This is a genomic window from Exiguobacterium sp. s102, from assembly GCF_018618635.1.
Classification (GTDB): domain Bacteria; phylum Bacillota; class Bacilli; order Exiguobacteriales; family Exiguobacteriaceae; genus Exiguobacterium_A; species Exiguobacterium_A oxidotolerans.
Genome location: NZ_JACSML010000004.1, coordinates 84800 through 98025, shown reverse-complemented (window position 1 = coordinate 98025; position 13226 = coordinate 84800). Strand labels below are relative to the sequence as shown.

The 13226-nt window shown below is 47.1% G+C and carries 11 protein-coding genes and 1 tRNA gene; 9 read left to right on the top strand and 3 right to left on the bottom strand.

Annotated features, from left to right (window positions below; genetic code table 11):
* The first annotated feature begins 305 nt into the window (after window positions 1–305).
* Genes argC through argF form a run of 7 tightly spaced genes read left to right on the top strand, consistent with a single transcriptional unit; the run spans window position 306 to window position 9452 of the window.
* A complete protein-coding gene (gene argC / locus KNQ02_RS11530) occupies window positions 306–1337 on the top strand; it encodes an N-acetyl-gamma-glutamyl-phosphate reductase (RefSeq protein ID WP_088836367.1) in 1032 nt (343 codons plus the stop codon).
* Between the two features lie 13 nt (window positions 1338–1350).
* Window positions 1351–2568 carry a bifunctional glutamate N-acetyltransferase/amino-acid acetyltransferase ArgJ gene (gene argJ / locus KNQ02_RS11525; protein ID WP_214766684.1) on the top strand — a complete coding sequence of 406 codons (1218 nt, stop codon included), beginning with the start codon at window positions 1351–1353 and terminating at the stop codon, window positions 2566–2568.
* Window positions 2565–3338: an acetylglutamate kinase gene (argB, locus tag KNQ02_RS11520; protein WP_214808592.1), complete on the top strand. Its 774-nt coding sequence runs from the start codon at window positions 2565–2567 to the stop codon at window positions 3336–3338. The genes argJ and argB overlap by 4 nt, the downstream gene beginning before the upstream one ends.
* The gene (locus KNQ02_RS11515; protein WP_088836370.1) at window positions 3304–4449 is read left to right on the top strand and encodes an acetylornithine transaminase; all 1146 of its coding nucleotides are present in this window, start codon (window positions 3304–3306) and stop codon (window positions 4447–4449) included. The genes argB and KNQ02_RS11515 overlap by 35 nt, the downstream gene beginning before the upstream one ends.
* Window positions 4446–5498 (top strand): carbamoyl phosphate synthase small subunit, encoded by a 1053-nt coding sequence (locus KNQ02_RS11510; protein WP_214808589.1) that lies wholly within the window; start codon window positions 4446–4448, stop codon window positions 5496–5498. Before KNQ02_RS11515 ends, KNQ02_RS11510 begins: the two co-directional genes overlap by 4 nt.
* Window positions 5488–8523 (top strand): carbamoyl-phosphate synthase (glutamine-hydrolyzing) large subunit, encoded by a 3036-nt coding sequence (gene carB, locus KNQ02_RS11505; protein ID WP_214808586.1) that lies wholly within the window; start codon window positions 5488–5490, stop codon window positions 8521–8523. Before KNQ02_RS11510 ends, carB begins: the two co-directional genes overlap by 11 nt.
* Complete coding sequence (argF, locus tag KNQ02_RS11500) at window positions 8520–9452, top strand: ornithine carbamoyltransferase (RefSeq protein WP_214805443.1); 933 nt, start codon at window positions 8520–8522, stop codon at window positions 9450–9452. Before carB ends, argF begins: the two co-directional genes overlap by 4 nt.
* A 333-nt stretch (window positions 9453–9785) precedes the next feature.
* Here the strand turns inward: argF and KNQ02_RS11495 are convergent, their stop codons facing one another.
* Window positions 9786–10595 carry an MBL fold metallo-hydrolase gene (locus KNQ02_RS11495; RefSeq protein WP_214770037.1) on the bottom strand — a complete coding sequence of 270 codons (810 nt, stop codon included), beginning with the start codon at window positions 10593–10595 and terminating at the stop codon, window positions 9786–9788.
* Between the two features lie 142 nt (window positions 10596–10737).
* A tRNA-Gly gene (locus KNQ02_RS11490) sits at window positions 10738–10811 on the bottom strand.
* Between the two features lie 172 nt (window positions 10812–10983).
* On the opposite strand from KNQ02_RS11490, the gene KNQ02_RS11485 reads away from it, so the two are divergent.
* Window positions 10984–11529, top strand: a complete 546-nt coding sequence (locus KNQ02_RS11485) for an imm11 family protein (RefSeq protein ID WP_235195200.1) — start codon at window positions 10984–10986, stop codon at window positions 11527–11529.
* Complete coding sequence (locus KNQ02_RS11480; RefSeq protein ID WP_088836374.1) at window positions 11526–11945, top strand: hypothetical protein; 420 nt, start codon at window positions 11526–11528, stop codon at window positions 11943–11945. The genes KNQ02_RS11485 and KNQ02_RS11480 overlap by 4 nt, the downstream gene beginning before the upstream one ends.
* Window positions 11946–12251: 306 nt before the next feature.
* Here KNQ02_RS11480 and KNQ02_RS11475 read toward each other — a convergent pair whose 3' ends face one another.
* Window positions 12252–13220 (bottom strand): alpha/beta fold hydrolase, encoded by a 969-nt coding sequence (locus KNQ02_RS11475; protein WP_088836375.1) that lies wholly within the window; start codon window positions 13218–13220, stop codon window positions 12252–12254.
* Between the last annotated feature and the right edge of the window lie 6 nt (window positions 13221–13226).

The window sequence follows — 13226 nt, the reverse complement described above, 5'->3', positions numbered from 1 at the left end:
GCACAATAAGAAAGTAGTGATGTCGATTTTGTGAACAAGAGGAGGATACATATGTTTACAGCGATTTTTGTTGTTGTTATTGCTTTGATGGGGGCAAGCGTTTTTGGAATCGATCATCTCGTCGCACAACGTGCTGAAAAAAGATGAGAAACATGAACTAAAAAGACTTTGACCAGTTACATCTTACTGAAAGGTGTCATCGGTCAAAGTCTTTTTTTGTTTATAAATTAATAAAAATACATTTGACAGTATAAATATACATATGTTTAAATCAGTTTATCATTATTAACGAAGGAGTATCCGACATGAAATGTACAATCATAGGTGCGACGGGATATACAGCAGTCGAATTGATACGAATGATTGAGCAACATCCCCATTTAGAAATCGTCTCTCTCGTGAGTGATTCGAAGGCAACTGAATCGATTACGGAAATATACACATTCATGAATAAAAAAAACTATTCCCTCTTACAGGAGTTCTCACTTTCCCATTTAGAGGAGGTTGGAACGGAACTCATTTTTTTGGCGACTCCAAGCGGAATTTCAAAACAGTACTTAGAGCAGCTGAGAGATTGGAAAGGGAAAGTCATCGATTTGAGCGGCGATTTACGTCTCGACCAAATATCATATGAACATTGGTACGAAAAACCAGCGGTCGAGCCAATGATTCAAGCAACAGCAACATACGGACTATCAGAATGGAACCGTGAAGCGATAAAAACGAGTCGTTTGATTGCCAATCCAGGGTGTTATGCGACGGCCGTACTCCTGGGTCTCCTACCATTTTTAAAAGAACAGGTCATCGAGCCGGTGCCGATTATCATTCATGCCAGTTCAGGGTTATCGGGAGCCGGGAAATCCTTTAGCGAACAGACACATCATGTGCGATCGAATGAAAACATGCGTCTGTATAAGATGAATCGCCATCAGCACATCCCCGAAATCGAATCGGTCATTCAAACCGTGACGGGGCAAGACGCCATCGTTTCGTTCGCGACACATTTAATTCCAATCAATCGCGGAATCATGGCGACGATGACATTGACTCCACGCATCAATAAATCGGAAACGCAATGGCGTGAGTGGCTCCATGCATTTTACGAGAACGAACCCTTCGTCCGAATTAACGGAAATGATCCGGAAATTAAATCGGTCGTCGGCAGTAACTACTGTGATTTGACGATATACGCTGACGCGAGAACAGGACATCTGACAGTCGTTTCAGTCATTGATAACATGCAAAAGGGTGCAGTCGGGCAAGCGATTCAAAATGCGAACTTGATGTGCGGATATGAGGAAGCACTCGGTTTGACCCAGCAACCATTATTCATTTAAAGGAGGAACGAACGTGTTGAACTTACAAACCGTGTCACCGTTGACGCTGACGACACCAAAAGGCTTTAAGGCGACAGGTATACATGTTGGACTCAAACGAAAACGGAAAGATTTAGGCTTGTTGGTATGTGAAGGAGGAGCGAGTGCGGCGGCTGTCTATACGACAAATCAAATGCAAGCAGCACCGATTATAGTGACAAAACAAGCGATGGAAGCCTCAGAGGGGCGTATTCATGCCATTTTAGTCAATAGCGGGAATGCTAACGCCTGCACCGGTGAATTAGGTTTGACCCATGCCTATACGTCGCAACACGCAATCGCGAATCACTTACAGATTAAACCGGAACAAGTCGCAATCGCATCGACCGGAATCATTGGTCAAACGTTGGCGATCGACACGTTAGTAGCTGGAGTCGATCAACTGGTGGCGAGTGAGGCGGAAGAAGAAGCGGATGCTTTTGCCCATGCGATTTTAACGACTGACACAGGTATCAAAACGGCCGGGTATCAATTTTTGATGAATGGAAGTGAAGTTTCGATTTGCGGTGTTGCGAAGGGGTCAGGAATGATTCATCCAAACATGGCGACGATGCTCGGATTTTTAACGACCGATGCGACCGTCGAACCAAACGTCCTGCAAACGATATTAAAACGCTCAATCGACCGGACGTTCAATTGCATTACGGTCGATGGTGATAGTTCAACCAATGACATGGTCATGATGTTAGCGAGTGGTGCGGCAAAAACGCCGACAATCATGCTTGATACGCAAGAAGCGGAGCAGTTTGAGCAGGCGGTCACGCATGTCTGTCAAGAACTTGCGAAGCTCATTGCACGAGACGGAGAGGGCGCAACGAAGTTGATTGAAGTAACGGTTCAAGGAACGGACGAAGAACGATTGGCACGAAAAATCGCCAAACAAATCGTTGGTTCTTCGCTCGTTAAAACCGCGATTTTCGGAGAAGACGCGAACTGGGGACGAATTGTAGCAGCAATCGGAAGCATCGATGAACCGATTGATGTCTCGAAAATTGATATTCGGATTGGTTCACAGTGGGTCTTACGACAGAGCATGCCGATTTTGTTCGATGAGACACTTGCTTCAAATGAACTTGCGGCGGATACGGTAGCGATTGAAGTCGATTTAAATAGTGGGTCGGCCGTCGGACGTGCCTTCGGATGTGATTTGACGTACGACTATATCAAAATCAATGCGAGCTACCGGACATGAAACAACGAAAAATGATCAAACTCGGTGGGAGTATTTTTGAACAACTCGATTCCCGTTATTTTAAAGAATGGAAAGACTGGTGCGATGCTGGTCACGAATTAATCATCTTGCATGGTGGCGGCCCCGCTTTATCAGCTTATTGTGAAACCTTAGAAATCGAATCCGTCTTCCGGGAAGGCGTCCGTGTAACGACCGAGGAGGTCTTACTCGGGGCAGAACGTGTCCTCGGGGGCGAGGTTCAGTCAAAAATCGTTTATCAGCTCAATCGATCAGACCTACCTGCAGTCGGATTGACGGGGATTGACGGGGCAAGCATTGGCGGAGAGCAACGACAAGGGTTAGGGGCAGTTGGTGATATTCGCTTCGTAGATAAAACCTTGTTTGAAACGCTACTCGGCGCAGGCTATATTCCGGTCGTGACGTCGCTGATTACCGGTCCGTCCGGTGCGCTTAATAGCAATGGCGATACATGTGCGATTGCCGTCGCAAACGCACTCGATGTCGATGCGTTTGAGCTATTGACGGATGTCGAAGGAGTCCGGTTAGATGGTGCTTATCAAGCAGTCGTCACGCGAGAAATGTTGGAAGGCGGCATAAAGACAAATGAGATTCATGGTGGCATGATTCCGAAAGTAGAAGCGGTGATTGAAGCATCAAAACAAGGGATTCCAGACGTTCGGATTCGGTCCGGGAAATACGTGACGAGTCAGGGGACTCGCGTCAAGGAGGAAACAGATGAGCGCATTACTACCAACTTATCAACGTCATAATATCGAATTAGTCGAAGGGACGGGATCGTTCGTCAAAGATACGCAAGGCATCACGTATCTTGATTTTATGATGGGGATTGCCGTTTGCAACACGGGACATCGGCATCCTTACGTAGAGCAACGCCTCAAAGAACAACTTGGTCAGCTTTGGCATACGTCAAATTTATTTGAAAGCAGTAAGCAGGAACGTGTCGCGACGCTACTGACGGAGAACAGTCACTTGAGTCATGCTTTCTTCTGTAACAGCGGAACAGAAGCGAATGAAGGTGCGTTTAAATTAATTCGCAAATGGACGCAAAAAACAGAAATCTTGTCATTCAGCCAATCGTTCCACGGGCGGACATTCGCGATGATGGGAGCGACAGGTCAAGAAAAAGTCAAAGAAGGCTTCGGTGAAATGGTAGCGGACTTTAAACACCTCGTGTTCAACGACTTAAGTAGTTTAGATGCCATCACGGAAAAAACGGGCGCCGTTTGGCTTGAAATCATCCAAGGTGAAGGTGGTGTCATCGTTGCGGACGATGCTTGGTTGGAGGCGTTAATGAAACGGACAAAAGCGTATGGCGTCAAAATTGTCGTCGATGAGGTCCAAACGGGGATTGGGCGAACTGGATCACGTTTCGCTTTTGAACAGACGCCACTAAAACCAGATATCATTACAGTCGCGAAAGGGCTCGGAAGCGGTTTTCCGGTTGGAGCGATCATCACGACTGCGGAAGCGGCAACCATATTTACACCGGGGACACACGGCTCAACATTTGGCGGGAACCCGCTAGCAATGACAGCAGCGGAAGCGACACTCGACCTTCTCTTAACAGACGAGCTTTTACACGAGGTGCAGGAGAAAGGAAATTACTTGATGAGAAGACTCGCAGCAGAGTTGCCTGAAACAAGTCTGCATAGTGTTCGAGGACGTGGTTTGATGATTGGAATTGAATTCGAACGACCGGTCGCTGGAATTGTCCAAGCGCTTCAACAAGTAGGGATGCTCGTCGTCAGTGCCGGACCACACGTAGTTCGTTTATTACCGTCTCTATTTGTGACACGACAGGAACTAGATCTTGCGCTAGAAAAAATAAAACAAGTCTGCCAACAGGAGGTCATGGTATGAACGGGATAGGTACATTAACGCTTGCAAATGGGACAACGTATTCAGGAGAGCTGGTCGGTACATCATCCGCTAAAGGAGAAGTCGTCTTTTTCACCGGTATGACCGGTTATCAAGAAGTATTGACGGACCCCTCTTACCGTGGACAAATCCTTGTTTTCACGTATCCGCTAATTGGGCAATACGGAATCGCCCATGATGAAGCAGAAAGTAATCAGATTCAAGTCGCGGGTGTCATTGTTCAAACGCTCGCACAAAACGGAGCACGAACGGATTTTGCCGACTGGTTAGCAGAAGCGGATATACCTGTTCTGACAGGAGTCGATACACGGGCGCTTGTCCATCAACTTCGATCATCTGGCGATCAAATGGGAAGTATTGAGGCAGACGCTCTATACGAGAAACGCCATCAGATAGGAATCGCATCCGTCTCCGTCCAGACGATGAAAACATATGAACTCGAGAATGCTGATGGACATATCGTTTGTCTGGATTATGGCGTCAAAAAATCGATGATTGAAGCTTTACTGGCACGGGGTATGCGCGTGACAGTTGTTCCATTCGATACAGAAGCGTCCGCCATCAAAAGATTGCAACCGGACGGGCTGTTGTTCTCGAATGGTCCTGGAAATCCGGATCAACTTGAACCATTTCTCTTAGAAATTAAACAGCTCGCGATGGATTATCCGACGCTCGGCATTTGTATGGGGCATCAAATCATCGCGAAAGCCTTCGGCTGCCAAATCACGAAACAACATCACGGGCACCGGGGGGCAAACCACCCCGTCCGTCACCTTGCTTCCGGTCGTGTTTTCATGACCTCGCAGAATCATGGGTACGTCGTTGAGGCAGAGAGTGTTGCGGCGTCAGAGCTAGTTACGGCATACGAACATATTAACGATGGTTCGATTGAAGGATTGATTCATCCATCGCAACCAATCATGACAGTGCAGTTTCACCCAGAAGCAAATCCGGGACCGACAGAAGCAATGGTCGTGTTTGATCAATTCGTCGCCTCGGTTTTATCACAGGAGGTAGCCCATGTTGGATAACAAAAAAGTCATGGTCATTGGATCGGGACCAATCGTCATTGGTCAGGCGGCGGAATTTGATTACTCCGGAACGCAAGCATGTCAAACACTTCGGGAAGCGGGCTGCGAGGTCATTCTCATGAATTCGAATCCGGCTACGATCATGACGGATCCGTCGACGGCGGATCAAGTATATATCGAAGCGATGACACTCGAAAAGGCGACAGAAATCATCGAACGAGAACGCCCGACGCATTTACTTGCGACCGTTGGAGGACAGACAGCTTTGAACCTGTCGCTCACGCTGGATGAAGCGGGCATCCTCGAGCAATATGGTGTTTCGCTGCTCGGAACATCGCTCGAAACGATTCGGGACGGAGAGGATCGTGAACGTTTCAAACAACGGATGATTGAATTACATCAACCACTCCCGGATAGTCAAACGATTGAAACGATTGAGGAACTGGAGAATTTCATGGAGGACCACGGTGTACCCCTTGTCATCCGTCCTGCATTCACATTAGGGGGAACCGGTGGTGGAATCGCGACGACGAAGGAAGAAGCACGTACGCTTGCGATGAACGGTCTGCAAGCAAGTCCGATTTCCCAGTGTTTGGTCGAAGTCAGTATCGCAGGTTACAAGGAAGTGGAATATGAAGTGATGCGTGATGCATACGATACGACGATTATCGTTTGTAACATGGAAAACATCGACCCAGTCGGTGTCCACACGGGTGACTCGGTTGTCTTTGCTCCAATCCAATCAATTTCTGATCGAATGAATCAACTTCTTCGGACCGAGGCACGTCGCATCGTTTCCGCACTCGGTGTGATCGGTGGTTGCAATATCCAATTCGCGATTCATCCGACAGAGCACCGGTATTTCGTCATCGAAGTCAACCCGCGTGTCAGTCGTTCTTCCGCCTTGGCCTCGAAGGCAACAGGGTATCCGATTGCAAAACTAGCGACACGTCTTGCGCTCGGTGAACGCTTGGATGACTGCATCAACCCTGTGACGAAAGAGACGATGGCGAGTTTTGAGCCGGCACTCGATTATATTACGGCGAAAGTACCATGTTTCCCATTTGATTTATTTTCAGGGTGTGACCGTGCGCTCGGAACACAGATGAAGGCGACCGGTGAAAGTATGGCAATGGGGAAAACGTTAGAAGAAGCACTGCAAAAAGCATGGCGTGGTGCAGGGGTCGAACAGGCACCACTCTATCCATCGTGGATGCGTGAGGCGACGAGTGAGCAGTTGTGGAAAGAAATCACGACTCCAACCGATTTACGGTTGTTGGCGATGCTCGCCTTGCTCGATCGTCAGGCGACGACGCAGGACGAACTAGCGGCACAGACAAGTATCCAACCGCTCTTTTTAGAACTGTTTGCTCGGTTGCTGACGATGCGCGACTCGCTCGACCTGACGAAACCTGTTTCCATTCAACAAGCGAAACGGCACGGTTTTACCGATCAGCAGATTGCCGACATCATAGGTGTGGCAGCGGAAGATGTCCACGAACTGCGGATAGCGCATGACATTACTCCCGCCTTCCAAATGATTGACACGTGCGCAGCAGAATTCGTCAGTACGACTCCTTATTACTACGGAAGTTGGTCTGGGCGAACTGAAGTACTACCATCGAATCAACAAAAGGTCGCAGTCATCGGAGCGGGTCCGATTCGAATCGGACAAGGCATTGAATTTGATTGCTGCTCCGTCCATGCGGTCCGCGCTTTACAACGTGCCGGGTACGAAACCATCATGATTAACAACAATCCGGAAACCGTTTCGACGGATTTCGAAGTGGCAGATCGCCTCTACGTTGAGCCGTTGACGATTGAGGATGTCGTTCATGTCTTAGAAGCAGAACAATGCCAAGATGTCCTTGTTCAGTTCGGGGGACAGACGGCAATCAGCTTAGCAGCCGATCTCGAAGCACGTGGGTATCAGTTATTAGGCACGACCTCAGACACGATTGATGCGATGGAAGACCGCCACCGGTTTTACGATTTTCTCGATCAATTAGACATCAAGCATATTCCGGGAGAAGAAGTCATGACAGTTGATGCATTGAAGAAAACTGTGATGGCACTTGGTTATCCTTTAATCGTTCGTCCATCGTATGTGATTGGCGGGAAAGGGATGCATATTTTAAACGACGACGCGATGTTAGAAGCGCTTTTACCATCGCTGACATTCCCCGTGCTCCTCGATGCTTACATCGCTGGTCAAGAGTTTGAAGTCGATTGTATTTCAGATGGGACGACGAGTTACGTTCCAATCATTATGGAACAAATTGAGGCGGCAGGCGTTCATTCAGGTGACTCGACGATGGTTCTTCCGCCAAAGTCAGCCTCAGCTCAGCTACAAAATGAAATCGAGCGGATCTCTAAAAAAATCGGTCAGCATCTCTCATACCGTGGAGCGTTCAATATTCAATTCGTCGTCACGGGACAACAGATCTATGTTCTAGAAATTAATCCTCGCGCGTCACGGACATTACCGATCGTCGCGAAGGTAACGGGACAACCGTTACTTGAATGGGCTGTAAAGGCAGCAATCGGTCAAAAAATCGAATTGCCGTCAGAGCGGATGGAACTCTCTTTCCATGCGGTCAAGACACCGGTCTTCTCGACGTTGAAACTGACACATGTCGATCCAAAAACGGGTCCGATCATGCGTTCGACCGGAGAAACGTTACAGTGGACAGAAAATGGTCATGCAAAGGAGCGTTTCTTATTCGATGAAACAACGAAACGTCACATGACCAAACCTGCGCATACGATTGCTGGTCACGGGACAGAAGCATGGGGACAAGCGACGCCGCTCGGAGATTTCCCTGTGTTTGACGAGTGTGTTGCCTTTTTTTCTTTCATTCCTGAAGAAAAAGGACTCCGGGAACAAGCGCTTGCAAAAGGCGTTCATGTCATTACTGAGCAACATCTAGCCGAATATTACGAAACGGTTCGTGATTGTGCATCGATTCCAGTCAAGCCGTTAAGCGAATGGATGATCAAGCAAAAGGAGTGGATGAAAGGATGAAGACGAAGCACAAGTTACAACATATGTTGACGCTGGAAGAATTGACGGCTGAAAGTTTAACAGAGCTACTTGAGCTTGCAAAAGCAGTCAAACAATCCCCAAGCGACTATCAAACGGCACTGGCGGGAAAAAAGGTTGCGCTCTTATTCGAAAAAGCATCGACACGGACGCGGATATCATTTGAAGTCGGTGTCGTCGAACTAGGCGGATACCCGGTCGTCCTAAGTGGTGCTGACATGCAAATCGGACGCGGAGAACCGTTAAGCGATACGATCAAAGTCATGAGTCGTTACGTAGATGCATTGATGATTCGGACGTTTGCCCATGAGACGGTCGAAACGCTTGCTACGCATGGAACGATTCCTATCATTAACGGCCTGACGGATCTACATCATCCGTGCCAAGTACTTGCAGATTTGCTGACGATTGAAGAACACTTAGGTTCTCGTCAAGGCAAGATTTTGACGTATATCGGTGACGGAAACAATATGGCACACTCCTTATTGCTCGGTGGAGCACTGAGTGGGATGGAAGTACGTATTTGTAGTCCGGATGCGTATGCGCCGAACGAAAAAATCGTTGCACAGGCGATAGAAATCGCGAAGGCGACAGGTGGAACAATCCAGCTCTTTACGGATCCCGTAGCAGCTGTAAAAGGTTCAGAAGTCATTTACAGTGATGTGTTTACGAGCATGGGGCAGGAGTCAGAGTCGATTGAGCGCCTGAATGCCTTTGCAGGCTATCAAGTGAACCTATCTTTGCTTCGCGAGGCAGCAGATGAAGTCATCTTCTTACATTGTTTGCCGGCACACCGTGGGGAAGAGGTGACGGCTGATGTCATCGATGGGACGCACTCCGTTGTGTTCGATCAAGCAGAAAACCGTCTTCATGCTCAAAAAGCACTGATGATTGAGCTGCTGGGCAAGTAAGTGACAGACGTTGGTTTGTTGCTTGAAAAATAAAATCAAAAAGGAATCATTCTTTCATGCGCTTTTCTCAGGGGAGGTGCCCTCTTGCCCTTTTCCTGTAGAAGTTGCGTGAAGCGAGTGTTTCCTTATCCTTTCTACAAGAGATGAGCTCCGTGTCCTAAATAAGCGGACGCCATGATTGAAAAGAATATGCATTGAAATGGCCGATGATCCCATGAGAAAAGGGAGTATCGGCCATTTGGTTGATGTAGGACGGAAACGTCCGTTGTGAAAATCGATATCGGACTGCCGCATGATTCAGTCCCCCTTTTCCGGTGAAAGAAACGAAGGGAATTAATCGAACTGCCGTCGTGCGAGACGGGCTTCATGCTCTTTATTGACCTGTCGTTTATTTTTTTCATGGAGGCGATGCATGAAGGGAGTTCGTTGCCAAGATGCAGACCATTCCGACTCTTTTCCGGCACGGAGGCCGAGAATATAATCATAACTATGATGTAGACGTTCAATCATATCCGTCCGCACATCACAGATATGTCCGTGACCTGGTACGAGCAATTTCACCTCGTATTCATAAATGAACGATTCAAGTAGTTCGAGCGTCGTTAAATATTCCGTCGAGTCATGTTCAATCAAGGGGATTTCAACATCTGACGCATAATCCCCACAAATGAGTAAATTCATTGGCATGACGACGAAGGATAGGTGTGTTTCTTCATGCCCCGGCGTCAAAAAGAAAATAAGTTTAGTCGATCCGATGGTGAGTGTTGTTTCCGATTCTTCAATGATATGCGTGATCTCCGGAAAGAGGACAGGAGAATCGATATAGTATTCATCATTAAAATTTTGAACTTCTTCTAAAGCGACTTGTGTGTCAGTTTCGATGAACCGACGCGATGCAACCGCGATGGCGTCTTTAAAAGCATAAGCTCCTAAAATATGATCAAAGTGAGCATGGGTGTAAACGATATAGAGCGGACGTTCATGGCGGATGATTTCAACATCTCGGCGAATCGTCGCAATTTCATCCGGCAACCAGCCGGGGTCGACGACAATCAAGCAATCCGGCGTTTCAATCAAGGTTGAAGTTGTTTTCATCAATGTACTTTGATAGACGGTCACGCCCGGCATCTTCATCTGGATCATGAAATCCCTCCTTTTATATCGAACTATACCCTGAAACGATGAGGAATTACCCTAGAAGACAACAAAAAAGACGGCTTGCATCGCGCAAGCCGCCTGCCCTCTAGAGGGATTATGGTCGTTGACCTATGTTATGTCTTAAAATTGGAGCGGGTGAAGGGAATCGAACCCTCATCATCAGCTTGGAAGGCTGAGGTTTTACCACTAAACTACACCCGCATGAGTGCTACATGAAATATAGTAGCATAGCAAAGCAGTTATTTCCATAACTTTTATGAAAAAAAGCTATTTCGGTTGATTTTATGTGTACAATAATAATAGCTAAATCGTTTACATGAGCTTCCTGTAACGATTGTGAATGGCTGAAGATGGATAGAGGAGCGTATGAGTAGTGAACAAAGTTCAAGTTTGGAGCGAACAGCCGATGGGAAAAGGATGGAGGGCACAATGCCATCATCAAATCGATCGTCATCGCTTCACGACAGGAGAGTGGTTCCTTAACGCAAGCTTACTTGCCTTTTCGATTGAACAGGATGCGGATATGTTACCGGACGTGCTTCCGAACGTGTTGAACATCCCGCTGGTCTCTGAACGGATGAAACAGGCGCTTGAACAGTTTACACCGTTTTCTGTTCAATGTCTTCGGGTTCAACTTCAAACGAGATCGGGATGGAGCAACTACTATCTCATCAATATACTAGCGGTCAGACGGGTGGAACATCTACATAAGACGAACATTTTCCGACCAATCGGAAAAAAGTATGTCTACTTCATGACAGAGCGACTCGTTCAAGATTCGCTCGGTGTCCATCATCTATTACGAGACGAACTGACAGATCGAATTTTCGTCTCCAGTCAGCTAGCACGGTATTTAGAACGATTAACCGTGACCGGGATACAATTTGACGAGATAAATCGAATGGAGGAATTAATATGAAACAATACACGGTCGATAATTGGATTACACTTGAATATCCACAAGCATTTGAATATCAAGAAGAAGAGACTTTTGTCAGTTTTTATTCGACAGAAGAAAATGCGATGGGAACCTTACAACTTTCGATTTATGAATCGGAATCGGAGGAATTGACGCCATTCGAAGCAGCCGAACAAGAAATCAACTTGTTGGTTGAAGAATTTGATATCGAATTGACGAGTCCACTTGAAACGCGTCGTAATTCAACAAAAGAAGCGTTGCTCGCAGTAGATGGAAAAGAGGAAGGAATTTTCCTTCGCATCTTTGCGTATTCAGATGGAGAACGCCTTGTATTATTAACGTACTCAGCGGATCGCGAATCGCTCGAGTTAGAAGAAATCGAAACAATCATGACATCTTTAAAATGGATTTCTTGAGTTGAAAAAGGTGCTAATTCAAAACGATTCCCTTCACAATTCTTTGTGATGGACCGTTTCGTCCTTAGCATAAGAAACGCCGATGATTCCGTTTTTCATACGGAGTCATCGGCGTTTTTTTGCTTCATCTCGTTCATGATGACTGGATGCACACTTGGTTCCCGTAGCGAAAAGCCCTTTTTCTTTGAAATACAGTAAACAAGTGTTTTACGCACTTTTCAGGGGGGACACGCCAACATGCTCTTCACTCGTCCTAAAAGTTTATTTACAGCCGGAGCTGACGTTAACGTCAGCTCTTTGTTTCGATTAAGAGCCCTGTTTTCGAATAGAAGCAGGATATGGAGCATTGATATGATTATTCAACCAACCGGCAATGTCTGCGAACACACGAATGCGTTCGAACTCATGGAAGAGTTCATGACGTAAACCGCGATAGACGGTCAGTTGAGTATCTTCAACGCGAACGCGATTGTAGGCATCAAACAATGCGTGAATTCCTTTTCCATCAAAGGCGACCGGATCATCTTCTCCGGCGACGAGTAGAAGGGGGAGATGCCGTGGGTGCTGATAAAGATTTGCTAGCGCATTGACGGATTTGGTTGCCGTCAAGAGCTCATGGAAAAATCCGAGTGTTACGGTCTGCCCTGAAAGTGGATCTTCATCATACCGCAAGACGGATTGTGGGTCCGAGGATAACCAGGCATTCGACGAAAGGGCGGGGAAAAAACGTAAGTTGTATCGACCGAATACAGCACGCCCCATCCCTTCAGCTGGTTGTTTGGCGGAAGTATTAGCAATCAACCGTTTAACGAGTTGTTTACTGACTGTTCCTGAAACTCCAGCATCGGTAGGTGGACCACTAGCGATGACGCCTGCTAGCACATGCCCAAGCGTTTGACCAAGGCGTCGTGAGATGAGGGAACCAAAACTATGTCCGAATGCGAAAACCGGTAATTCAGGATACTGTTGCTTAATATCTTGTACGAGCTCCTCTGCGTCCTGAATGAGTTGTTCAAACCCTTGGTTCGGCTCTAGATGACCGAGGGCATCTTGCTGCTGCGCACGTTCACCAAAACAGCGAAGATCGGGAATGAAAGTATGGAAGTGGTGAGCATTGAGAAATTCTGCGAATTCGTCATAGCGTGCCCCGTGTTCCATCATGCCATGGAAAACGATGACGACTCCCTTTGGTGCTTGTGCTTCTAGGATCCGCATATTTGTTGTATAGCCATCAGAAGCAATCCAGTGTGTATGATTAATTGTCACATGTCTCATCCTCTC